The sequence below is a fragment of the Nostoc sp. JL33 genome, from assembly GCF_017114985.1.
Classification (GTDB): domain Bacteria; phylum Cyanobacteriota; class Cyanobacteriia; order Cyanobacteriales; family Nostocaceae; genus Nostoc.
Window position 1 is genome coordinate 35,456 of the sequence record NZ_JABXKP010000026.1, and the last position, 23,914, is coordinate 59,369.

At 41.1% G+C, this 23,914-nt stretch carries 20 protein-coding genes and 1 pseudogene; 10 read left to right on the forward strand and 11 right to left on the reverse strand.

Annotated features, from left to right (window positions below):
- The first annotated feature begins 352 nt into the window (after positions 1–352).
- On the forward strand, positions 353–556 hold the full coding sequence (locus tag HWQ23_RS06095) for a hypothetical protein (RefSeq protein ID WP_292825005.1): 204 nt from the start codon (positions 353–355) through the stop codon (positions 554–556).
- A gap of 56 nt (positions 557–612) precedes the next feature.
- Here the strand turns inward: HWQ23_RS06095 and HWQ23_RS06100 are convergent.
- The 10 genes and pseudogenes from HWQ23_RS06100 to HWQ23_RS06145 form a co-directional block, all read right to left on the reverse strand.
- Positions 613–891 (reverse strand): annotated as a pseudogene (locus tag HWQ23_RS06100) (Uma2 family endonuclease); the annotation flags it as partial.
- A 27-nt stretch (positions 892–918) separates the two neighbouring features.
- On the reverse strand, positions 919–2,121 hold the full coding sequence (locus HWQ23_RS06105) for a PD-(D/E)XK nuclease family protein (protein ID WP_292825008.1): 1,203 nt from the start codon (positions 2,119–2,121) through the stop codon (positions 919–921).
- A gap of 360 nt (positions 2,122–2,481) precedes the next feature.
- Positions 2,482–3,027, reverse strand: a complete 546-nt coding sequence (locus HWQ23_RS06110) for a (2Fe-2S) ferredoxin domain-containing protein (RefSeq protein WP_292825010.1) — start codon at positions 3,025–3,027, stop codon at positions 2,482–2,484.
- Positions 3,028–3,164: 137 nt separating this feature from the next.
- Positions 3,165–3,368, reverse strand: coding sequence for a putative nitrogen fixation protein NifT (gene nifT, locus HWQ23_RS06115; RefSeq protein WP_292825012.1), 204 nt, complete (start codon positions 3,366–3,368; stop codon positions 3,165–3,167).
- Positions 3,343–3,630 (reverse strand): nitrogen fixation protein NifZ, encoded by a 288-nt coding sequence (locus HWQ23_RS06120; RefSeq protein ID WP_292825015.1) that lies wholly within the window; start codon positions 3,628–3,630, stop codon positions 3,343–3,345. Before HWQ23_RS06120 ends, nifT begins: the two co-directional genes overlap by 26 nt.
- Positions 3,620–4,750: a homocitrate synthase gene (gene nifV / locus HWQ23_RS06125; RefSeq protein ID WP_292825018.1), complete on the reverse strand. Its 1,131-nt coding sequence runs from the start codon at positions 4,748–4,750 to the stop codon at positions 3,620–3,622. Before nifV ends, HWQ23_RS06120 begins: the two co-directional genes overlap by 11 nt.
- Positions 4,751–5,120: 370 nt before the next feature.
- A complete protein-coding gene (locus tag HWQ23_RS06130) occupies positions 5,121–5,318 on the reverse strand; it encodes a DUF2949 domain-containing protein (protein ID WP_292795422.1) in 198 nt (65 codons plus the stop codon).
- Positions 5,319–5,585: 267 nt separating this feature from the next.
- A complete protein-coding gene (locus tag HWQ23_RS06135; RefSeq protein WP_292825020.1) occupies positions 5,586–5,855 on the reverse strand; it encodes an Asr1405/Asl0597 family protein in 270 nt (89 codons plus the stop codon).
- Positions 5,856–5,911: 56 nt separating this feature from the next.
- Positions 5,912–6,682 carry a serine O-acetyltransferase gene (gene cysE / locus HWQ23_RS06140; RefSeq protein ID WP_292825022.1) on the reverse strand — a complete coding sequence of 257 codons (771 nt, stop codon included), beginning with the start codon at positions 6,680–6,682 and terminating at the stop codon, positions 5,912–5,914.
- A 704-nt stretch (positions 6,683–7,386) separates the two neighbouring features.
- Positions 7,387–13,053 carry a translocation/assembly module TamB domain-containing protein gene (locus HWQ23_RS06145; protein WP_292825024.1) on the reverse strand — a complete coding sequence of 1,889 codons (5,667 nt, stop codon included), beginning with the start codon at positions 13,051–13,053 and terminating at the stop codon, positions 7,387–7,389.
- Positions 13,054–13,336: 283 nt separating this feature from the next.
- On the opposite strand from HWQ23_RS06145, the gene HWQ23_RS06150 reads away from it, so the two are divergent.
- The 3 genes from HWQ23_RS06150 to HWQ23_RS06160 all read left to right on the forward strand — a co-directional run bounded on the left by HWQ23_RS06150 (position 13,337) and on the right by HWQ23_RS06160 (position 14,986).
- Entirely contained in the window at positions 13,337–13,459 is a 123-nt protein-coding gene (locus HWQ23_RS06150; protein ID WP_292825027.1) for a hypothetical protein, read from the forward strand.
- A 627-nt stretch (positions 13,460–14,086) separates the two neighbouring features.
- Entirely contained in the window at positions 14,087–14,389 is a 303-nt protein-coding gene (locus HWQ23_RS06155) for a hypothetical protein (RefSeq protein ID WP_292825030.1), read from the forward strand.
- A 168-nt stretch (positions 14,390–14,557) separates the two neighbouring features.
- Positions 14,558–14,986, forward strand: coding sequence for a DUF3110 domain-containing protein (locus HWQ23_RS06160; RefSeq protein WP_292825033.1), 429 nt, complete (start codon positions 14,558–14,560; stop codon positions 14,984–14,986).
- Positions 14,987–14,997: 11 nt separating this feature from the next.
- Here the strand turns inward: HWQ23_RS06160 and HWQ23_RS06165 are convergent, their stop codons facing one another.
- Complete coding sequence (locus HWQ23_RS06165; protein ID WP_292825036.1) at positions 14,998–15,189, reverse strand: hypothetical protein; 192 nt, start codon at positions 15,187–15,189, stop codon at positions 14,998–15,000.
- Between the two features lie 99 nt (positions 15,190–15,288).
- Between HWQ23_RS06165 and murQ the strand changes: the two genes are divergently transcribed.
- The 6 genes from murQ to HWQ23_RS06195 all read left to right on the forward strand — a co-directional run bounded on the left by murQ (position 15,289) and on the right by HWQ23_RS06195 (position 23,895).
- Positions 15,289–16,215, forward strand: a complete 927-nt coding sequence (murQ, locus tag HWQ23_RS06170; protein WP_292825039.1) for an N-acetylmuramic acid 6-phosphate etherase — start codon at positions 15,289–15,291, stop codon at positions 16,213–16,215.
- A 629-nt stretch (positions 16,216–16,844) separates the two neighbouring features.
- Positions 16,845–18,044 (forward strand): response regulator, encoded by a 1,200-nt coding sequence (locus HWQ23_RS06175; RefSeq protein WP_292825042.1) that lies wholly within the window; start codon positions 16,845–16,847, stop codon positions 18,042–18,044.
- Between the two features lie 498 nt (positions 18,045–18,542).
- Positions 18,543–18,905, forward strand: coding sequence for a response regulator transcription factor (locus HWQ23_RS06180; protein ID WP_292825045.1), 363 nt, complete (start codon positions 18,543–18,545; stop codon positions 18,903–18,905).
- 107 nt (positions 18,906–19,012) lie between these two features.
- The gene (locus tag HWQ23_RS06185) at positions 19,013–19,486 is read left to right on the forward strand and encodes a chemotaxis protein CheW (protein ID WP_292825048.1); all 474 of its coding nucleotides are present in this window, start codon (positions 19,013–19,015) and stop codon (positions 19,484–19,486) included.
- A gap of 126 nt (positions 19,487–19,612) precedes the next feature.
- Positions 19,613–23,470, forward strand: a complete 3,858-nt coding sequence (locus HWQ23_RS06190) for a GAF domain-containing protein (protein ID WP_292825051.1) — start codon at positions 19,613–19,615, stop codon at positions 23,468–23,470.
- A 35-nt stretch (positions 23,471–23,505) separates the two neighbouring features.
- Entirely contained in the window at positions 23,506–23,895 is a 390-nt protein-coding gene (locus HWQ23_RS06195; RefSeq protein WP_292825054.1) for a four helix bundle protein, read from the forward strand.
- The last annotated feature ends 19 nt before the right edge of the window (positions 23,896–23,914 follow it).

Below are 23,914 nucleotides of genomic sequence, written 5' to 3' on the forward strand. Positions count from 1 at the left end.
TTCAGTGATTATGGACACGATAAAAGACTACATTTTTATCAAAAAAAATGATCGCTGGAGTAATGGAATTTTCGATAAAGCTTAAGCGAAAGTATCCCAAGCTTTATAGATTTCCCTACTAAAGATTAAATAACTAAATTTCAATGCCCTTACTTTCTAGTAAGGGCATTTTTTCTCTCAGTGAGTTATCAAATACAAAAACTACTCAGGTAATTCTCTAAACAATCTCGGTAACGCTCATAACATTTTTAAAATCCAAGCAGACAAGTCGCTAGTTATTCTGCAAACTCTAGATACATCTGTGTTATACTGATGACTTTGATGAGCCATTAGAAGATTTCCAGGATTATATATGGAAACTACAACTAAAAGACAAGAGTTGTTAAAAGCAATCAATCAAAGACTAGAACAAGCTTATGAAGACACTTTAGAAGATGTTCTAGAACTGTTAGATATTTGGTCATCTGAGGATCAAGAGGATATTAAAGCCTTTGAAGAAGCTGAAAATGAACCTACTATTACTTGGGAACAGTACAAACAAGAATTAGAATCGTGACTTATCAAATAGAAATTTCTAATAGGGCTGCGAAACAATTAAAAAAATTATCTGCCATCATCTCTATTTTTTGCAATTACTCTATCTGGTTCAGGCTCACTGTTGTTAGACAAAGTAATTGGTTGTTGTCCTCGCAGGGTTGCGCGATCGCCTACTAGCTTATATAATTCTCGATCTAGGCGTGTTTGACAAACAGAGTGCGGTTTACCTTTTGCTGCCATCTGGATTATTTCACCCTTAATTAGCTCAACTCGCTGATTCTCCTCAAAGAAGCCGAGTTCAGCTAGACGGTGATATTCAGCTATAGTAAAGCGTTTAGCAGTTGTAAGGCTCATAACAACTACGAGAATGCAGAGTTATTTTTATCTTAATATAGTCGTAACTGATTCAACTCCACCGATAGAAGATGATAAAATATCTAGCTCTTCTTCTTCATCAGGTTCTGTAGCTGCTTCTATACCTACACTCTTCCAAGGAAAGTCAAAATATTGTTCTTGAACCGTTTTTAATTCTTTTATTGAATCTTTGAAAAATAATTTAATAGCAGATAACTGGTCTTTTTCAGATAAAAACTCTTGTAGGCTTTTTTGATAAAAAATAGCTGACCATGCTGGCAAAATTGCTAAATCAACAGGAGTCCATATATTGGGTTTATCGTTAATTACTTTCTGCATGGATTTAATAATTTTTGAGTGTTCTCCAAAACTATGAGAAACTTCTAAACATATACCTAAATATGGATATTCCGTTAAATTATCTGGATTTAAATTAAAGTATCCAAGACCACACCAAAAATTATCGCCTGAAAACTTAGTATAGATAATATATCTACTTTTCCATCTCCATTGAGTCATGCTTGCTGCGCCTTTGATGACACCCCCAAAAGCTAGCTTGAATTCGTGTTGTACTTCATCATTGAGAGTTGATTGCATGAGATTGAGAGTTTTGTTGAAATTCACCATTGTCAATAAGTCAACTGATGAAAATTGATTTGTGTGAGACATTCCATTTTCCCTCATAAAAATTAATATTTCTTTGGCTAAGATATCAAATGCGCGTTTTTCTAGGAAGCTATAAAACTGATACCACCTCAGTTGGAAGAAATTTATCTTGGGTGATAACTCAAGGCAATATTCTTTGATTGCTGGTTTTGGCTCAGAAAGTTCATCTTTTGGGTCATAATCACGGGTAATGTAAATTAAAATTCGATGTCTGACATTTGGTAAATTACTCAAAATCTCAGCATATTTTTTTAAAGCATTCTTATCATCCTTAGCGCCAACTTTTGATTCAATAAATATTACATCTGTATTTAAACCAGTTGACAGTTCAACCGCAATATCAAGTCTGCTATCATCTGGATGGCTTTCAAGTCCTTTGTGTTCTTGTTGAGTTGAAATCTTGATGCTGGAATAATTTTCATCACTAATGATTGAATGATGTTTTAGAAAATCAAGTAATATATCATTATTCAAGGATAAAAAATAAGTAACAATCTCAGTAAAAAAATCTTCACGCGGTTTGTTTCCTGAATGCAGATTAAGTAAATTGGTAAACAAAGACATTTATTTTTAAGTATTTAAGGTAATTCCAAAAAATTTATACACAATAACTAGGAGGTGCATCTCGCTTTTGCAAATATACCGGGCGATTAGAAATCGCGGCTACACAAACAAAGTCCACCTCCGTGGACTAAGAAAAAATCAACAGTTTTTAACCTGCGGAGGCAGGTTTTGTCTGTGTAGCCGTGACTTATAGTCGCCTAGCTAGTAATAAATTAGACTTTTCAAACTAACGTTGCAGCAGTTATAACTTAGCCGATCGCAGTTTGACAAGGGTGCTACATAAACAATACTTACAACAAATAGGGGTAAAAATTTTACCCCTACAAACTTGCGTATTATTTTAAGAATAGCTAGAGAAGGTTATGACTCTGTTAAGTGACTTTCTAGCAAAGATGCGATCGCATCAGGATGAATATTCTTGTATTTCTTTTTACCAAGCTGTAAAACACAGTTGGGAGCGCTGCCACAGCATTTTTGGCAACTAGTATGTTCAATGGTAACTTTGTCTAACAAACCGCGATCGCACAAAGTTTTTTCTAATTCTGATAATAACCCTTTACCACCACGCTTGAGGCAACCGCCCTTTTGGCATACCATAATCCTCGCTTTGGTTTCAGGTGGTAAATCCTGATTTTGACACGCATCAATTGGTGTCACCCGATAGGCTTTAATTTTAATTTTACTTGTGCGCGAGTCTAGTTTACTATGACCACAAACGCGAATTTGCTGACCAGGAACTAAGGATAAACTTAGAGAATGACGCAACTCTTTAGGCAGTTTAATTTCCACATTTCCAGATGGAACTGCCAATTGCATGTATTTATATTTTCCTGGTTCACCACCAACAAAACCTAGTAACTGTCCCTCAAGGTTCAATTCTGATAAGGTCAAATACTTGTCACCCATGATTGATAAAAAGTTAGGAATAGGGAATAGGGAATGGGGAGTAGGGAGTAGGGAATTGGGAATTAGGAATTAGGAATTAGGAATTGGGCATTAGTTATTTCTCCCTCATCTCCCTCACTCCCCACTCCCCACTATTTTTACGCGAGGCGTTTAGCTTCTACAGTTTGGGGTAAATTGGCTCTCTCTGGCAAATCACGAAATTCCAATTCCCAACCATTTGCTAGGGTGAGAATCTTGCCATCATTTCCATCGGTTTGTTTGACTACTTCTTCTTCAAGGTCTTTTTTAGCAACGTAGACTACTAAAGTGCCGGCGTCATTCATGCGTAGCATTACTTTCATGAGATTCCTCAACAGATTCTAGTTCTTTTTTCATACAGCCGACGACGAACCCTGTTTCTAAGAAATGCACAGCATAGATATAGGAAGTCTGCAAATATGTGCCGATACTCGCTATGTAGCCGATATCTCCCTTGTTTACTAAAACTTGGCCAACTTCCTTACCAGGAAAAGTACCATCGTTTTTCAACAGTTTACGAACTCTTACTTTTTCACCAATTTCAAAAGCAGGTGGCAAGTTTAGCTCTAATTCATCACGTCGCATGAGAGTACCTCTGTTCTCTGACCAAATTCAATAGTTCTTCTGTCGTCAAGCTGCGTTTTTTCTGTACCGATTGATGGCGCACTGCGTCTAAAACAGATTGGGTTTCTTGGGAGTTCAAGAAAATTCCATGCTGCTCTAGCAAGTTTGAAACCAAATGCCGTCCAGAATGTTTACCTAATACTAAACGCCGTTCCCAACCCACCTCTTCAGGAGCAAATGGTTCGTAGGTAATGGGGTTTTGCAATACTCCGTGAGCATGAATGCCAGATTCGTGAGCAAAGGTATTTTCGCCAACGATCGCTTTCCACGGTGGTACACTAGCTCCTGATGCGGCTGCAACTAGTTGAGACAGTTCCAGTAAACTCGGAGTGTCAATGCCTAAATCAACGCCGTAGATGCGTTTGATAGCCATGACAACTTCTTCTAATGCTGCATTCCCCGCCCTTTCACCCAATCCGTTGACTGTGGTATTTACCGATAAGGCTCCGGCTTTGATACCCGCAAGAGCGTTAGCAGTTGCTAGACCAAAATCATTGTGGGTGTGGATTTCTAAGGGAATCATCAAAGCTGAAACCAGCCGTTTGACCTTGGTGTAGGTGGTGAAGGGGTCGAGAACTCCTACGGTGTCGCAGAAGCGGAACCGCGATGCACCCCATTCTTGAGCATAAAGCGCTACATCTAAGAGGAAGTTTTCATCAGCCCTGGAAGAATCTTCTCCGCCGACTGCTACCCAAAGACCTTGATCGACTGCGAAGCTGATACAGTCTTTGAGTTTTTGCAAACTTACTCGCCATTGACCGTGAAATTTGGCGGCAATTTGGATACCGGAAACGGGAATGGCAATATGCACCCGGTTCAAACCGCAAGCGATAGAAGCCTTAATATCTGAGATAACAGCGCGGTTCCAACCCAGGAGTTTTGCTTGTAAACCCAAGTCAGAAATTGCGGCGATCGCTCGTGTTTCTTCCTCACCCATTGCCGGTATACCGACTTCTAATTCAGGTATACCAATGGCATCGAGAAATTTAGCGATCGCTACTTTTTCTTCTAGGTTAAAGGCAACACCTGCTGCTTGTTCACCATCACGTAATGTAGTGTCATTAATTATGATTTGATTCATTGCAAATATCCCTCTCTTGGAAGTATTCTTAATATCGTTTCTCTCTACAAACCCTAGTGATGGTAAATGCTAAAAATATCACAATTCATAATGTAGGATACATGATCCTTAATTATTAACCAATTATTAGCATCACATCTGTATGGCAGGGAACTAAAACCATGTATAATTTACTAATCGGTTTTACCGATGTCAGTTGAAGTTTGTTCGACTAGCAAGGAACTAATATAACTATTAGCAAATCCTGAACAAAGTAAAACACAGAATCCAGCAATTAAGGATGTAATCATCTTAGTAACCTCAGATTTTCTAGAGCATTGGGGTGTAATTTAGACAGGTAATGTTACTCAAAGCAATCGGTAAAAATTAGCTAACTTTGTTCTGCTAGCCAATCAAAAATCTTTCCTAGCTGCTCCAAGTCAACTAAACCATACTGCCAGAGGAGCATCGGTAGTGGGCCATTTTCTAATTCACGGTGTCGCAGAGCTACAGCAATATCGGCATTTGAAAGTTCAAGTTCATTGTGCAAAAAATTGAGGAGTTTTATATTTCTGTTACGAGTCGCCATAATCGAACTTTCAATTTCTTAATTTGGAAAATAATTAAAAATCAGAAACTCCAATTTTATTTGGTAATTTCGCCTTCTTAATTGTTGCTATATGTCAGGGGAATTTCAGATTTAGTAGACTAAACAAAATCTAAAACTCGATTAATCCTTCTCAGTCTGCAACAAAATCTGCTAGCGTACAGTAGCTTCAACTTCTAAATCTATTCGAGCTTTGTGCATCTATGAACAAAGGGGGAGTGGGGAGTGGGGAGTGGGGTATGAAAAACTTCAAGACTCATCGCTGTAATGCCAGCAACGCTCTAACCACTCTAATAAATCGTGACGAGAAGCAAAAAATTGCATAATTGTACTGCGAATTAGAATTACTTCTAGCAAATTGTTCACTTGCACTCGTAAAGAACCATCGGGAGGACAAGAGCTATTAATTTTTAACTCTTGCAAACGGTGATAGATTCGCCAGCGATCGCTCAAAGGAATCTGCAAAACTTGATCGCCTAAAGGGTCAGAACTAAGTTGTGAGGCGTTTAATTTTCTCATTTTGGCAGTGGGGAATGGGGTAGATGAGGGAGATCAGGGAGAATAATTACTAACTCCTAACTCTTAACTCCTAACTCTTGTCTTAAAGTTTGCAGTTGTTTTTCGAGTTGTTCAATGCGCCAGAGCAAAGAACGAATCACGGTTGCTTCCACATCCGGTAGCTTTTCATGTTCTAAAGGAGAAAGGCTGGCGCTTTCATTCCGAGAAATAATTCGGCCAGGAATTCCCACGACTGTGCGATCGCTCTTTACATTCTGCAAGACAATGGAACCTGCACCAATACGGACGCGATCGCCAATTTGCAGATTACCTAAAACTTTCGCACCCGCCCCGATGACTGCATTTTTGCCCACTGTCGGATGACGCTTACCACTTTCTTTACCAGTTCCGCCAAGGGTGACATCCTGATAAATCAGTGTGTAGTCGCCGACGATCGCAGTTTCGCCAATGACAACACCCATTCCGTGGTCGATAAACACACCCTGACCAATCTCTGCACCTGGGTGAATTTCAATTCCGGTCAAAAATCGCCCCAAATGAGAAATTAATCGGGGGATAAAACCCACTCCTCGGCAATGTAACCAGTGAGCAAGACGATGCAAACATAGTGCGTGCAATCCAGGGTAGCAAAACACCACTTCTAGCCAATTACGTGCTGCTGGATCGCGCTCAAAAATAATCCGAAAATCACTCAATAATGGCTCAAAAAAAACGCCTGTGAGTAAATTTTTCAGCAAAGATGTTTGTGCAGAATCCTGCGTTTTGATATTCTGGCGTAGGCGCAGCCCGTCGTAGACATCGCTAATACTGTCTAAAAACTCTTGCATCGGTAATGTCTGTCTGGTAAAAGAGCAATGTGCTATTTTTATGCTTATATCAGGCGACTTCCAACTGGACAGTTACCCCAATGCTGATTGGATTTATTGGATTGATTAAGGCTGTACTCAAACGCCCAAACCCCGACTTAACATAAGTTTAAAATTGGTCTTGGGGTAGGGGCGCTAGTATTTAATGATCGGGGTACTAGTATTTTTGGGGCAGGGTTTAAGAATTTATGTACTCGCTACAAGAAACTTTACCTGTAAGCCTTTGCAAACATTCCATCAATATATTTGGCAATATATTAAGCTGTACTCAGATGCACTCAAATATGAGTTAGATGAGAATAAAAATCGTTTTTTTGTATCCGCTATTACTATTAGTATCCTATTATTTGGTTGAGCGAAAGATAGGTTTCTTTATTTTCTTTTAGGATTTGGTGTCTGTATGCACATATACGTTTCAAAATATAGTTATCGCTCATAGTGACTATTTTATTATATAGATGTGTTGGAGTTGCGATCGCCAAAACTGAGCATTTACAGCAATTTTCAGGTAATTGAACCACAAAAAACGGTAAGCTAAACAGATACTGATTATCAAATTCAATGCCAGTATCTTCGCTCTTGCTAGCTTACTTCTTTGCAGGAGTATGCGGACTCCTGCGTGCTACGAAGACAGTAATTCGTAATTTAAAATTGAAGAGATTTCTTTAAAACCGCGTTTGATACTCTACTACTGCACGATTATCATCAGATAAATTAGTGGAAGCACGCACACGAAATTCGTTGTTTATCCGGTAATTAAGACCCCATTGGAAGGGATCATTTGTTGTCAAAATTTTGATACTGGAAACGGATATTTTGGAAGAAATATCAACCCCAGCCTCCGCAGCTAATTCTAAAGTGGAAGTGCTCCTTCCTGCTTCAGGATTATCAGAAATAACGGTAGGAAATATCCGCAATTCACTTAAGCCAAAGGTACTCCCAATCTGATTAAAAGCTGACTGAAAATTGTTGAACACAGCCGAACCTGCGATGTTAATCAGTCCCAAAGTACTGTCACCACGTCCTTGGGTGTCTACAAACCCACCTCCTAAAAGAGCAACAATTTCGGTTTGACTACGTGACGGACTGCTTGTTAGTTCTAGATTTTCATTTAGTTTGCTGGCCAGACCCTTGATAGTGGCTTCGACTCGAACACTCTCTAAGGCTGATAAACCTGTGGAATTTACCCGGCTGAAGTCATTATTTTGAGTTACGTCTAGTACCTTGGCAAATAGCCGAATATCTAAGTCGGGGTCGCGGGGTCGAGAGGGACTAAAAGTTGCAGTATGTTTATAGCCACGAGCAAGGTTAAATTGGGTAGTAAATAAATTCACCCCACCTTGTTCTAACTCGATAGTACCATCGGGTATGGGCTGATTGATTGAGCCGTTAACTATGAGATTACCAGTTGCGCGGAAACTGAGAATAGGGGGACGGGTAATTTGGACGTTTTTGCCTAGTTCCAAATCTAGATTATTAAATTTGGCGATCGCATTTCCTATGCCATTCCCAATTTCAGGTTTACTCTGCTTATTGGCTTTCGTGGGTGATACGCCAATACTACTATTTCCAGATGAAGCGTTGCCGGTAGATTCTGCCAGCAATACCTGACCATCAAATAAATTCACTTTACCGCCAATCATCGGGTTAAGGGCAGAACCAGTAATCTGCAATTTGCCGCTAGCGCCTCCTTGGTAAAGTCCCTTGAGATTCAACGCCAGCGGTTCAAGATTAACAGTCAGGGGATTGTTGATAATCACGTTCTGATTGTTGAAAATGGGAATTTCTCCAGCAGCTTCTACCTGACCACGGCTAAATCTACCCTGAAGATTTTCTACTAAGATGCTGTCAAAATTAAACAGCACTCTACCTGTGACACCTCTCACCTTACGTGGCAAAGCCTGGGCTGAAAAAGTAGCATTATTAATAGTAGCAATTCCATTTACTTCGGGTTTTTTGAGTGTTCCGCGTACCTTCAGGTCTACTTCTCCTTTACCTTCCTCAAATACGACTTGATTAGTGAATGCGTTTAACAGTGCCAATCCCTCGTTTTCCAACTTCATATCCAGAGTTATTTGCTCACTGTCGGGTGCCACGGAAGCAAAAGGCAATTTATAAGGTATGCTGCCAGTAATATCAACAGGTTTTGGCCCGGCAACTGCTACAGTACTACCAAAGTTTAAGCGTCCATTGGCATAGCTGAAACTTGCCCTCGCTGACTCTATTTTGCTCTGATTTAGTATTCCTTCTGTGATTTGCAATTCGCCTATAGCTTGGGGATTAGCAATGCTGCCTGCTAAAGCTGCTGTACCGTTAAGATTACCTGTGATTCCAACTGGCAGTTTGACAAAATTATTCAGTATTTGTACCGGAAAATTATTCACCCGCAGCTGACCAGATTGTTCATCACCGCCAACGTTACCTGTGAAGGCAATCAGCCTGTTTTGAGACTGGATTCGTAAAGGTCGCAAATTTAAAACACCGTTCTCAAAGTTGCCTTCGGCAATCACGTTGTCGGCAGTATAAAAACGGTTTCGTTCCTCCTTTTTACCCCAGGTAAAGTTTTGTCCATTCAAATTAAATTCCACTGACAATCCATTGGCTGTAGCTGTATTTACAGCCACTTCCCCGTTGAAAGTCCCCTTTAAGTCTGCCAAATCTGGTATGGGAGTGGAATTAAGTCGCTGTTGTTGCTGTTCTGCTACCAAAGCTTCAATTTCAGAAAACCGTTGGATTTGGCTAAATAAGGGCTGATTTAGCGACCCTTGGGGGCTGGTGGTCAGATCCGCTGCTGTGCCGTAAATTTCTGCTGAACCACCTGGCAAATTTTCTAAATCAAATACCTGTGCTACAGCTAGAACATCTTCGATCTTACCCTGGTTGACGTTCAGTTTCCCTTGTAGCTGAGGGCCTTTAGGAGTTTGATCAAAAGTACCGACAAGGGCGTAGCTACTGTTGCCTTTGACAAATTCACTACTGGCGATTGTGCCTTTACCATTACCGTAGCGGAATTGAGCAGCTAAACGATCGCCTTTAACTCGGCCAATTTGCGGGTTGGCGATCGCTAAATTTCCTGTTGCTGCCAATGTCTGCTGATTAAACAGCAAATCTCCAGTTAACAACCCAGCTATCTTACCAGTACCCAAACGAGTAATTGGTGGTGGAGTCAAATTCAATATTTGTAAGGGGAAATTTGCAACTTTGAGTGTCCAATCATTCCCTTCAATATTACCTGTGGCTAATGCTTGCTGCCATTGTACTAAGAAGGATTTAGGGCGATTATTGCCATCTAAATTAAAGGTAAGGCGATCGCGATTTCCTGCCAAGTTCAAATTTAAACCGCGTCCCTGCACTGAATCGATGTTTCCAGTTAACAACGGCTCAAAAGCAATATTTTGAACAACCAAGTCTCGTAAATTAATTTGCCCTACCACATTTGGCAAAGGCAGCTTACCAGTTATTTGACCATTAAAATCTACTCTCCCCGCCACAGCAACCTGATTAGGAAGATTGATCGGTAACTGTTTGAGGTTGTAATTCTGGGCTTGGACGTTGAGATTTAAGGCAGTAATTTCCGGTATACCCGCCTTTGTTGCATTGGCTAATATGTTACCAGTAACATTTAAACCGGGAGCAGTTGCTCGCTCAATGGTAAGCCTTTCACCACTCCAAGCGATCGCCGCCGTCAGGGGTTGTTCAAGACCAGGAATACCTTGGGATAATTGCACCTGTCCAGCAGCACGCACATCAGCTAATTTGGATGATCCAAAGGTGCCAACTAATTGCAACTGACCGCCAAATTCACCGCGCAATTGCTGATTTAGCTGATTTAATTCCACACCAGAAGCATTAACTACAGCTTGATAGCGACCATTGGACAACTGGATATTAGAGGCTGCGATCGTTCCACCTGCAACATTCAGCCGTCCCTGACCACTGGCTTGAATAGTTTGCGGTTTAAAAGAATCAACAGAACCCGCCACGTTCACTTGACCAGTTAACCTCCCTCGTAACTGCGGTGGTACTGCTACCAACTGCTGCAACGGGACATTATTTGCTTGAACTTGCGCCTGATATAGACGATTAGCCACTTGGATATTAGAGGCTGCGATCGTTCCACCCCCAACATTAATTAGTGCCTGACCGTTGGCTTGAACAGTTTGTGGTTTAAAAGGATCAACAGAACCCGCGACGTTGAACTGACCATTTAACGTTCCTTGGAACTGCTTTGGTACTGTTGCCAACTGCTGTACAGGAACATTCTTAGCCTGAACTTGTGCCTGATATAGACCATTAGCAATTTGAATATTAGAGGCTGCGATCGCACCGCCGCCAATAGCAAGGCGACCCTCACCACTGCCACGGAGGGTTTTCAGGCTGAAATTCTCTCTGTTACCTGCTATTTGGAACGTGCCCGCCAATGGATTATTTAAAGCTGGAGGAGACTGTTTTAATATTTGTCCCAACCGCACATTATTAGCTACGAGTTCAGCAGAGAAGCTTTGGTCTTGCAGTTGGATATTAGAAACTGCAACTGTGCCGCCACCAATTTGAACTCCTCCACCATCACTGCGAATCGTGGCAATTTTAAATGGTGCTGTGCTACCTGAGAGGATGAGACGACCATTGAAATCTACTCCAGCCAAAGAGACATTTTGCAGTTGACTTTTGTTTACAAAGGGTTCCAATTTCACCCCAGAGGCAACAGCCACAGCTTGCCAACGCTGATTGGCATAACTACCAGTTGCCCGTACTGTACCACCGCTTACATTCAGAGCCACATTGCGGAAAGATACATTGCGATTTGGAGCGATCGCAACTTCACCAGTTCCGGGGTAAGTTCCGTTAGGAGCTTGGAATTGTACCACAGTTTGGGCATTGGTAGGAGCGCCAGTTAGTTGGGCTGTCGCTGAGACATTGCCGATTTGAAAATTGGGTGTTGTTTCGTAAACTTTGGCGATCGCATCCCCTGGAACATTTTTGGCAGCGAAATTTAAATCCAGTCGCGGACTTTTGCCAAGTTGAATTGTACCAGCGCCGATGATTTCACCACCAACTTTGGCGAACCCTTGAATATCTTTTAGGGTAATTAAAGAGGAACTAGTAGCAAGCTCAAATTTACTAGTGATGTTATTAAAATCAACTTTGTCAATCCGGGCAGTTTGGATTGTGGCAACTGTACCTGAGAGAATTGGCTCTTTTGTTGATCCGGTAATCTGCAAAGAAGCTTGTACTTGTCCAGCGATCGGCACAGGTAATTTTACCTTGAGAGTCTCCTGGGCATTAGCTAAACTCACCGCATTTACACGCCCTGCCAACTTAAAGCCTGCTTTAGAGTCGATGATTCCCGTCGCCACTAAGGGAATTTTGCCGTAGTTGGTGGTAACATCATTTAACTGCAACTCCGTTCCCTGGAAGTGGAGGTTTCCTTGGGTATTGCTCAACAGTTGCGGCACTTTAGGTACTTGAACTGTTACGCCTTGCACAGTAGCGTTGCCAAACAATAAAGTCCGTTGTCCGGGTGTTAACTTAACTAACAAGTCACCATTGGCTCGACCCGCCTGTAAATTCACTGGTAACTTAATCAATCGCGTAATATCCGCAGCCAGAAAATCTTGCGATCGCACCTGGAAGTTCCCTGCTAGCACCCTAGAACGTGTCTCTCCCTGAATGGAAATACTGCCACCACTATCTGCTTGACCCCCCACATCAAACCTGATGAACTGGTTATTTGCGAAAAGTTGGGCAGAACCATTCAGTTGAGAAAAGGTTACAGGAGATGAGGGGGATGTTACTCCCCCTGCTCTCTTCTGCGGCATCAACGCCAGCTTGGCATTGCGAAACCGCAGGTTGTCCAGATCGGTTTTAATTGCGCTACCTTGACCAGACGGCGCTATTTTAGTGGAAACCCAGCGCCCTTGGTCATCCTGTTCAATGTAAATATCTGGGTTAACTAAGGTGACATCTAGCTTTAGGTGGCGGTTAAAGATTAGTTGTAATAGGTCAAAACCCACCTCCACAGATTCGATTGCCGCCCGATCTGGATCTGTGGGTGTCGCTGGGATAGCTGAAGCCCCAAACTGCACTCCCGTCAACGAAAATTGTGTGACTCTTCCCAGTTTTACCGGACGGTTGAGTGTAGTCGTGAGACTTTCTTGTGCTAAGGGTGTTAACTCTGTTTGCACAAAAGTCCACAACCGCCAAATACCGACGACAATTGCTAACAGTAAAAGTCCGCCCAAGGCAATGCTACCCCGACTCAACACCAGCAACCACAGACGCTTGCGAATAGGGGAAAGGGAGTGATGATCTTGATTGGAAGGGTTAGTCATTTGCTTTCACTGTATTAATTGCCGGATATCGCTGGCACACACAAGCATTAACTGGCAGATTGATTCACTATGCCATTTCCAGGATACGCCAACTAAATCCAAGACTCATTGGTTGAGTTACGGAATTTGCTTCGAGCGATCGCCAAACATAATTTACTATTAGCGATCGCTTCTTAGCCGGATTATATTAGGACTCGTATTTGATTTTTGAAAAAAATCAGTACACCCTGAAAAGGCTTCTTCCTTACTCCCTACTCCCCACTCCCTGTCTACGCAAATAATTATGGCTACGCCACGCTGCGCGAACAAAAATCAAAGCAGACTGCTATATGGCTTAGGCGACATTGAAGAAGATATGCCTTTGATTCAACAGCTTGGAATTTTTTCCACCTTCCAAGCTGACTGATTGCCAATTCTCCCAGACCTTACAAAGCAGAACGAACCACCAGTAAACTGTTGTTCCATCTTCTTCACGCTTGGCTTACACCCAAAATCAGCTAACACACCGTTACTTGGTTTGCTGAGTATTAAAACTCACCAAAATTAGCTAGCTGTATAAAAGCGATAAACGGCTGACCGCAAGCATTTGTAGTCGCCAATGTTGTACACCTTTCTTAGGCGATCGCCGCTATCTTCATGAAGACTCTTCAAGATAACCAGACGACCTTATACATTTCAATATTTCTGCAACAAACTAAATGTATCCTTAATGCTCGGCTTTATTTTTATTTTTTTATTTAAACTCTTTGATTACCATTTACTTGAGATTAACTTCATGAAGTTTCGTCTTCTAAGTCAGTAGAGGCTGTTTTAATAATTAAGTAAATCTGGGTTTATGATCTACCCCAAAATGAGCCTACATTTATCTTAATGTTTTCTGATTGATAAACTGTACCGCCGAAACCAAGCGTGAAAGCAAAACTATTTTAGGTTTTAAGGAAGTCAAAATATAAGTTATGCAGCTACCGGAACAGACTCGACTTCAATATCCACTTCATCCATTGGTGGTGACAACGTTGCCCAGTATCGTAATTTGGTAATCTGGCTCAATAATAAACCACTAGCACCGTTTCAATTTTTCTTACCTAAATCAGCCTTGATTGAAACTCGCTTGGGTGTAACTTTCATCAGTTACGAAAAGACATGGCTGGCGTTAACACCAATTAATTTGCACCTCGAAGGGATTAATTTAACAGCAACACAGAAAATTCAGTCACGATATCCTGATGACCAAATTCTCACTGCTGCGGGTACTGGGAGAACATTAACCGGATTTGCCATCGAAGTTGGTGAACAGGAAAAGTCAAAGAAAATCACTCCTAACAGAAATCGTTAATTACTACTGTGGGACTACATATCAACTACAAACCAGATATTTAGTTCATAATTCCAAATCCGGTTCTTGGCGTTTTCAGGAAAATCTGAATAGAGTGAAAATTGTTCCTGTGACTTTGCCTGAGGCACAATCTAGAACTTTAATGTAAATAGACCTTAAAAAAGACAGATGATTACACCAATGCGTGTTTTTGTGTTAATGTTCAATGCTCGAACGGAAAATGAGGGGATTCACACGATTCGAGAGGGCGATCGCAATAAAATTCTGATGTTCGAGTCAGAAGACGACGCCACGCGCTTTGCCCTAATGTTGGAAGCTCAAGACTTCCCCTCACCTACACCAGAACCGATCGATGCTGAGGAAATCAAGGAATTTTGCCAAAGCGCTGGATATGAATGGGAAATCATCCCGGAAAACAGCAATTTAGTTGTCACTCCCCCAGAACTTAACGTCGAAGAAACTGACTGGCAAGCAGATGCCCGGAAAGAGGATACTATTGAAGACACCTTCCCTCTCAATCAACAGCCAGTAGAAGAACCAGGATTGTCTGATTCTGAACTAGAGAAGATTCGTCGCAAATTGGAAGGATTGTTGTAATTTGTCATTAGTCATTGGTAAGCCAGTGGGGTCTTCTCCCTCAGGCGCGTGGCTAACGCCAACGCCAAGGAGCGTCTTTTGGAGTTGGGGGTTTCCACGCTACTTGCTTCACTTGGGGAGACCCCTGTCCCCGCAGTGGCTCCCCATGAGCAACTGGTGCTAGCGTAGCGGTAGCAAGGTACGAGCGTCACCCGAAGGGTCATTGGTCATTAGCCATTGGTCGCTTGACTAATGACATAGACGCCCTTTGGGCGGCTGACCGTAGGGTAGGACAAAAGACTAGGACAAATGACAGAGGACAAATGACAAATTTGCAGGAACGCGGGCATCTTTTAACGGAGTTGGTAAATCCTAACAGTTTTAACTTAGACCAGCTCAGTTCTCTGGAATTGGTGGAACTGTTTAATAACGAAGACCAAAAGGCAGTTGCGGCGGTTGCGGCGGCGAAAATTCAGTTGGCACAAGCAATTGAGCGTACCGCAGAGCGTTTGCGCCACGGAGGACGGCTATTTTATATCGGTGCGGGCACAAGTGGTCGTTTAGGGGTGTTAGATGCTGCTGAGTGTCCACCTACTTTTTGTACACCCCCAGAGTTGGTACAGGGGATTATTGCTGGTGGTGCGGGTGCGCTGGTACGCAGTTCTGAGGATTTAGAAGACAGCATTGAAGATGGTGAGGCTGCGATCGCTGGGCGACACATTACCCAACTAGATGTAGTAGTTGGGATTACGGCTGGTGGGACAACGCCATTTGTCCACGGTGCACTTCATGCTGCACGTCAACGAGGAGCCACTACTATTTTTATCGCTTGTGTTCCAGCTGAACAAGTTAGCTTTGATGCCGATATTGATATTCGGCTATTGACAGGGCCAGAAATAATCGCCGGCTCAACTCGCCTGAAAGCTGGTACAGCTACGAAGTTAGCTTTAAATATGCTTTCTACTGGGGTGATGGTGAAGCTAGGCAAAGTTTATGGCAATCGCATGGTGGATGTGGCGGTAACAAATCAAAAGTTACGCGATCGCGCTTTGCGAATTTTGCAAGACCTCACAGGTTTAAGTCGGGAAGCTGCTGGTTTTTTACTAGAACGTAGTGGCAAGTGGGTTAAGCTAGCGCTATTAATGCACTGGACTGGTTTAGAAAAAGACGAGGGCGATCGGCTTCTTTCAGAACACCAAAGTAATCTCAGAGCAGCTGTTATTAGCTATCAAAACCACAACCAACCTTAAAGAAATTTTCCTAAATAAACCACATCTATTTTGAGAACCATCGTTTTTAAAAGTAGTCGGAGCATCTTGCTAAGATGCTGGTGGTAGCGGGCAAAATACTCACACTACTCCAGGTTTAAAAAAATGGCTGCTACTTATCTTAGTAGCACGCCTTTTTTTTCAGGATAATATTCCCTAGAAAAGTTAACTAAAACTGATATAAATTAAGAAATGTAAATTTATATCAATATTTTTATGATTTATTGCCAATCTGAATAACTAAAGCAAAAATATCTGGAGACTGCTAATTATTTTTTAAACAAAACTTCAGGACTTATACGGATATAATTCAGGATAAAAGTTATTAAAATAATATGTTAATACTGAATTAATCATCATGTGGACTATAGCAACCTACTGGAGTGATGAAATATTAGCAGAAAAGTAAAGTCTTGCCAATAATAAAGCCTGTAGTAGATGACTTATTTACTAGCAAGATTTTTTATATCCTTCCCATGTCCCTTGCTTTTAATAATCTTGATTTAGGCTGCTATGTACCAAATGTATTTGCACTGATTGATATGTCTGCTAACCACTATATAGCTAGCGTGGGTTTTTCATGCACTGGCTTTTAATAAAAGGAAGAAACTATGTCCCACGGGGAAGTTATTTCAAATAATCTAGTAAATCAATTTCAAAGTTGTACTCAGCTGCAATATAATGGCAAATTAAATATTAAGAGTTCAAAGGGGAGCCAATGGACTTTTTACTATCGGCTGGGACGTATAGTTTGGGCAACGGGGGGAACTCATCCCTTCCGACGCTGGCGTAGACATTTAGCTCAAAATTGTCCCCAGATTGATGTTGATAAGTTGCAGTTGTCTTTGCAAGACCTATCAATCGATTACTGGGATTATCGCCTTTTAGAAATATTTTATAAAAAACAGAAAATCCAACGCGAACAGATTAACTCTATTGTCGATAACACGATAGCAGAACTATTATTTGACGTAGCTATGCAAGGAAATTTTGCTTCTATAAGTTGCAGTCGCAGTCAAGAAGTTATCTTAGAAGCACCAATGAGTTTCACGAGCGCAGAAATGTCTGTAAAGCATATGCAAGACTCGTGGAAAATTTGGTCAGAAGCTGGTTTAGCAAATTTTTCTCCTGACTTAGCACCATTTCTGCGGCGACCAGAAATACTCCAGCAGATGGTAAGTCCATCTGTCTACAAAAACTTTGCCAATTTCATCAACGGCAAATTCACTCTGCGAGATTTAGCCGTGAAAATGAAGCAGAGTGTACTGCCACTCACGCGTTCATTGGTTCCCTATATCCTTAAAGGAATCATCGAATTGGTGGAAGTACCTGACTTGCCCTTAGGAGTTACTGAAGTCAACAATAACTCTACCATCACACAATTAAAGAAGCGGACTGCTCCACTAGTGGCTTGCGTCGATGATAGCCCTCAGGTATGTAAAATGCTAGAGGATATTATCACTTCCAATGGATTAAGGTTTGTCAAGATTCAAGATGCTGTACAAGCTCTACCAACCCTCATTCAAGATAAACCAGACCTGATTTTCTTGGATTTGATTATGCCAGTTGCCAGTGGTTACGAAATTTGCACTCAGTTGCGACGAATATCTGCCTTTAGCAACACACCAATCATTATATTAACAGGCAATGATGGTTTTTTAGATAGAGTTCGTGCCAAGGTTGTCGGTTCTACAGATTTTCTCACTAAACCCGTAGTCGCTGATAAGGTGATGGCTATAATACGTAAATATTTAGCTACATCGAGTGTATCCATCGACAAAAATAAATCTAATTTAGAGGTTTGGAATTAGGGGGAATTAGAGGCTAAGTAAGTGGGGAAGAGTAAATCAAACTAGGTTACGCAATATAAAACTAATTAAATTAGCTTGTAGTCAAGGTCTTAGTCCTTACTATAAACCTCTAATTATTCATGTCTACTTACTTATTTATAAACAAAATATAAAGTGTAAGGTGTTAGACGAGAGTATGGCACTAAAAGCCTGGAATAGTGCCGTACTCTTGTCTAACAAACCCTACAAGACTACTTAGATTTTTTCAAAAACAATTTACAATTCCTATATTAAGTTATGTTTAGTACGTATTTTTGCTGAGGTTGATACGTAAAATTTGAATCAATATTAGACAAATACAAATTTTTGTATTTTATAGCAGTCCTGTTTGAGTTGTGAAATAGTGGTTAGGGCAAAGGGGTTAGGGGCTAGTCCCTTGCATGTCTTTGTTGAGGAATCATTTAGGATTTGTATGTCTAATTTGTTTACATTCTGAGAAAGGTTTAACGAGTAATTGCCATGAATACTGTTTTAGTTGTTGAAGATGGCTTAACCGATATGGAAATAATCAGCCGTTACTTACAACAGGCAGGTTATTCTGTGATTAGCGCCACAAGCAGTGAAGAAGCTCAAGACAAAATAGATAAAAAGAAGCCAGACCTAATATTACTCGACGTAATTTTACCAGGAAAAAGTGGCTTTGAAATTTGCCGAGAATTGAAAAGCAATCCCAACACTAGTAAAATACCTGTGGTTTTTTGCTCTACCAAAAATACTGATGTAGATAAAATTTGGGGTAATATGTTGGGCGCTGATGGTTATCTCTCAAAACCGATTGAACGTGAGGAATTACTATTAATTTTGAACCGATTGATTCAATAAGTAAGAATGCAATAAATAAACAGTCAATCAAAGTCACTACTTTTAAATTAAAAAATAACTCAAATAGTGGCTAAAGATAAATTATCAAGTAGAAAGGATTAATAACTTTGGAAACCAAGGAAAAGTTTTTAAGTTTTAATTTAGGAATAAGGGATACAGCCGTAATTTCGTTACAACACATCACAGAAGTTTTGCAAGTATCATTACCAGAAATATGTGGCGTTCCTGAGATGCCGAGTAGCGTCTTGGGTATTTATAACTGGCGCGGTGAGATGCTTTGGTTGGTCGATTTAGAGGCAATGTTAGGTTATCCTCCAATTTCGCAAGGCTCAAATTTACTTTCAATAATGATGGGGATTGTTCTGGAAAACAAGGGTAAGTATTTGGGACTATTGGTGCGACAGCTTATCGATATTGAATGGCTGGATACTAAGCAAATGAAACCCGCAATTACTGAATTATTTTATCCTAAAATATCACCTTTTTTACAGGGATACTTTATTAATGATTCCGAGGAGATGATTTTTAATTTGGATGCGATAACGATTATCCAAGCTCCCATGTGGGGGGTTCATAATTGAAGCTTTAGTAATGGGTGATTAGGCATAGTATTTTGAAAATTACTAATCCTTAATGGCCACATACCAGTTCATTCTTGCCTGCCAAATATCAAATTCTTACCAACTACAAATTTTGAGGGAAATCAAATGACGTTTTTGTATAAAAATAGCCAAGAAAATGAGAATATAATCTCGGAATTAGAAAATATTAATGGTGACGCGAATATAGCGAATATTGCTAGTAATGAAATATCTTTATTAAATGCGATCGCTGAGGAATTTAAAACTTGGCGGCGACAGTTGCAAGACATCGCAACTCATATGCGCCAAGCGTCAGACCTTGATGGATTACTCAAAATCACTGTAGCGCAAATTAGAGAAAAGATTGGCTGCGATCGCGCTTTGATTTATCAGTTTACTTCCCTAGAATCAGGTAATGTTTTAGCAGAATCTAGAACACTAGGTTGGACACCGACTTTAGGCGAAAATATTCCCGTAATTATTTTTGGCTTATATAGCAATAAAGACTATATAGAACCTGTAGTTATTGACGATATCAATCAGATTCAACTTACCCCTTATCAAAAGCAACTGCTAGATAAATTTCAAATTAAAGCTAGTTTGAGTTTACCGATTGTAGTAGAAGGTAAAGTATGGGGTTTACTAGCAGTAAATAATTGCCAGACAACGCGGCAGTGGCAAGAGGTAGAAATTAGTCTACTATCTCAAATTACAACAGAATTCACCTACAAATTACAGAGCTTTGAATTTCACAAAGAACTACAAAATCAAACACAGGCAAAAAAATCAGTAGCTAAAGTCATCGATAAAATTCTCCACGTATCAAATATTGATAAGATTTTCCAAACAACTACTCAAGAAGTACGTCAATTACTAAAATGCGATCGCGTAGGTGTTTATCGCTTCAAACCTGACTGGAGTGGCGAGTTTATCGCAGAGACAGTGGGTAATGGTTGGATAAAAATGGTTGGCCCTGATTTTAAAATGGTCTGGGAAGATAGCCACTTACAAGAGACTCAAGGAGGACGTTATGCCAAGGGTGAAACCTTTGTGGTCAAGGACATTTATCAAATGGGTCATGCTCAATGTCACATTGATATTTTAGAGCAGTTTGAAATGAAGGCTTACATCATTGCGCCGATATTCAGTGGAGAGAAATTATGGGGCTTGCTGGGAGCTTATCAAAATTCTGGGCCGCGTGATTGGCAATCTTGGGAAGAAAGCTTTTTAACTCAGATTGGCTTGCAATTTGGTGTGGCCATATCACAAAGAGAATATATCGAGGAAGTGCAGAGGAAATCTGATCAACTAGCTCAGATACTTGAACAAGAGAAAGCTTTAACGAAGATAGTCGATCGCATCCGACAAACCTTAGATGTAGATAGCGTCTTCAAAATAACCACTCAAGAAGTACGGCAATTACTAAAATGCGATCGCGTTGTAGTTTTTCGCTTCAATCCCGACTGGAGTGGTGAATTTGTCGCTGAGTCAGTGGTTAGTAATTCTATCAAACTGGTAGGCCCTGATATTAAAACCGTCTGGGCAGATACCTACATACAAGAAAATAAAGGTGGTCGATATGTCCAAGGTGAAAGCTTTATCGCTAATGACATCCATGAGGTAGGTCATTCTCCCTGCCATGTTGAGATGCTAGAGCAGTTGGAAATTAGAGCCTATGTGATTGTACCTGTATTTTCTGGGGAAAAATTGTGGGGATTATTAGCAATTTATCAAAACTTTGTATCTCGTGATTGGCAACCTTGGGAAGTCAGCTTTTTGATTCAAATTGGCTCTCAATTTGGTGTAGCTGTATCACAGGCAGAATATCTTGAACAAGTGCGAATTAGAAATACACAACTAGCTCAGTTAGCAGATCAAGAGAAAGCTTTCACTAAGATAGTCAACCGCATCCGCCAATCTGTAGATGTAGATAGTGTCTTCAGAACAACCACTCATGAAGTGCGTCAATCACTCCGATGCGATCGCGTCGCAGTCTATCGCTTTAACCCTGACTGGGGTGGTGAATTTGTCTCTGAGTCTGTGGGTAATAATTGGACAAAACTGGTAGGCCCTGATCTTAGAACCTTTTTAGACGATACCTATTTGCAAGAAACTCAGGGAGGTAGGTATGTCAAAGGTGAAAACTTTATCGTTAATGACATCTATAAAGCAGGGCTTGCTCCCTGCCACATTGAGATTTTAGAGCAGTTTGAAGCCAAAGCTTACATAATTGTTCCTATATTCTTCGGGGAAAAATTGTGGGGCTTGTTGGCAGCGTATCAAAATTCTAGCACCCGTGAATGGCAAAGCTGGGAACTTAACTTTTTGGTTCAGACTAGCTTACAATTTAGCCTAGCTAAATCACAGATAGACTATTTGGAATTAGTTCGGGTAAAATCTGAGAAACTAGCTCAGTTAGCGGAACAAGAGAAAGCTGTCACAAAGATCAGCAACCGCATCCGACAATCTTTGAATGTAGAAGATATTTTCAAGATAACCACTCAAGAAGTGCGACAATTATTGCGATGCGATCGCGTCTCTGTCTATCGCTTTAATCCTGACTGGAGTGGCGAATTTGTGTCTGAGTCAGTAGCTCATGGTTGGGTAAGACTAGTAGGCCCCGATGTCAGAACTGTCTGGGAAGATACCCACTTACAAGAAACTCAGGGAGGTCGATATGCCCAAGGTGAAAACTTTGTTGTAAATGACATCTATCAGATGGGTCATTTACCCTGCCATATTGAGATATTAGAACAGTTTGAAGTCAAAGCTTATGTAGTTGTTCCTGTATTTGCTGGGGAACAATTGTGGGGTTTGCTGGCAGCTTATCAAAATTCGGGAACTCGTGATTGGGACGAATCGCAAGTCAGTTTGTTAGCACGCATTGGCAGTCAGTTAGGGCTGACATTACAACAGACGGAATATTTGCAACAAGTACAAGCGCAGTCAGCAAAATTAGCAGACGCAGCAGCACGGGAAAAGGCAGCCAAGGAATTATTACAACAACGGTCTATTCAACTCCTAATAGCCCTTAGACCCGCTCTCAATGGCGACTTAACGGTACGCGCACCAATTACAGAAGACGAGCTAGGCACGATCGCCGATGCTTACAATAATACCCTGCAAGCACTGCGGCAAATCGTTATTCAGGTACAGGGGGCTGCTCAACAAGTTGCCCAAACTTCTAGCAATAGTGACGCTTCACTAGCGGGATTGACTAATCTGGCGCAACAACAGTCTGAGGAAATTACCGCAGCTTTAGGCGAAATTCAACAGATGGTGGACTCTACTCAAGCTGTAGTGGCAAATGCAGAGTTAGTGCAACTAGCAGTGCAACAAGCCAATCAAACTGTAGAGTCTGGCGATACCGCCATGAACCTGACTGTCAAAGCAATCCAAGGAATTCGTGAAACTGTTGCTCAAACTAGCAAAAAGATTAAACGTCTCAGCGAATCCTCACAAAAAATCTCCAAAGTGGTGAATTTGATTGGTAATTTTGCCACACAGACAAACGTACTGGCTTTGAATGCAGCGATTGAAGCCACTCGTGCAGGTGAATATGGCAAAGGCTTTGCAGTTGTAGCTGATGAAGTCCGTTCTTTATCTCGCCAGTCAGCAGCAGCCAGCATCGAAATTGAAAAATTAGTCCAGGAGATTCAAGCAGAAACCGGAGAAGTTGCAGTAGCGATGGAAACTGGCATTCAACAGGTGGTAGAAGGCACAAATCTTGTCAATGACACTCGCCAAAACTTAAATGCGATCGTTTCTGCAACTGCCGAAATTAGTCAGCTAATCGAGCGAATTACCGCAGCAACTCAAAAACAAATGACGCAATCTGTGACAGTAACTAAATCAATGCAAGATGTAGCAGAAATTGCCAATAAAACTTTTGCTGAATCTCAAGAAATTGCTACTGTGTTCCAAGATTTATCAGGGATGGCGCAAGAGTTATTAACAACTGCTGGTAAGTTTAAAGTGAACTAAGTAGGGAATAGGGAGTGGGGAGTGGGGAGTGGGAAATGACAGCTTCTGAAATTCGATCTTATCAAGATTTAAAAGTTTGGCAAGAAGGCATGAATTTAGCTGAAGCTTGCTATCAGCTAACGATTGCATTTCCGAAAGAGGAACTTTACGGAATGACTTCACAGATTCGTCGGGCAGCTGCATCAGTTCCAGCAAATATAGCTGAAGGCTATGCACGAGAGTATCGCCCGGAATACATAAGATTTCTCCGAATAGCGCAAGGCTCTCTTAAAGAGCTAGAAACTCACTTGTTACTATCAGCTAGAGCCAAAGTTGGACTTACAGATACTCAACTAGTCACTCCAATTTTGAGGCAATGTGAATCTGTAGGAAGACTACTGCGTGCTTTGATTCGTTCTTTAGAGAATAAGGGGAGTAGGGAGTAGGGAGTAGGGAGTAGGGAAT